This window comes from Colwellia sp. MB02u-10 (assembly GCF_014077185.1).
Lineage (GTDB): Bacteria > Pseudomonadota > Gammaproteobacteria > Enterobacterales > Alteromonadaceae > Cognaticolwellia.
This window is the reverse complement of sequence record NZ_JACGVK010000142.1, coordinates 1-305: the sequence shown is the minus strand read 5'-3', so window position 1 is coordinate 305 and position 305 is coordinate 1. Positions and strand designations below refer to the sequence as shown.

Sequence of the window (305 nt, the reverse complement as noted above, 5' to 3'; positions counted from 1 at the left end):
AAATTGGTAGGTCTGGGCAGACTTGAACTGCCGACCTCACCCTTATCAGGGGTGCGCTCTAACCAGCTGAGCTACAGACCTATTTCTCTTTCAAGAATTTACGTCCGAAGCTAGCGTGTTTGGACTTCTTCTAATTTGTTATCATGTAATTTGTGTGAACACTCGTAGAACCGAGGTTCTCATTAAGCTGTTTTACTTCAAGATAAGGAGGTGATCCAACCCCAGGTTCCCCTAGGGTTACCTTGTTACGACTTCACCCCAGTCATGAATCACAAAGTGGTGACCGTCCTCCCCGAAAGGTTAAA

General features: G+C 45.9%; 1 tRNA gene and 1 rRNA gene. Both read right to left on the bottom strand.

Going from position 1 to position 305, the window contains the following annotated elements:
* Window positions 1–4: 4 nt before the first annotated feature.
* Window positions 5–81: transfer RNA gene (locus tag H4J59_RS19080), tRNA-Ile, on the bottom strand.
* Between the two features lie 122 nt (window positions 82–203).
* Window positions 204–305: ribosomal RNA gene (locus H4J59_RS19075) — 16S ribosomal RNA — on the bottom strand; the annotation flags it as partial.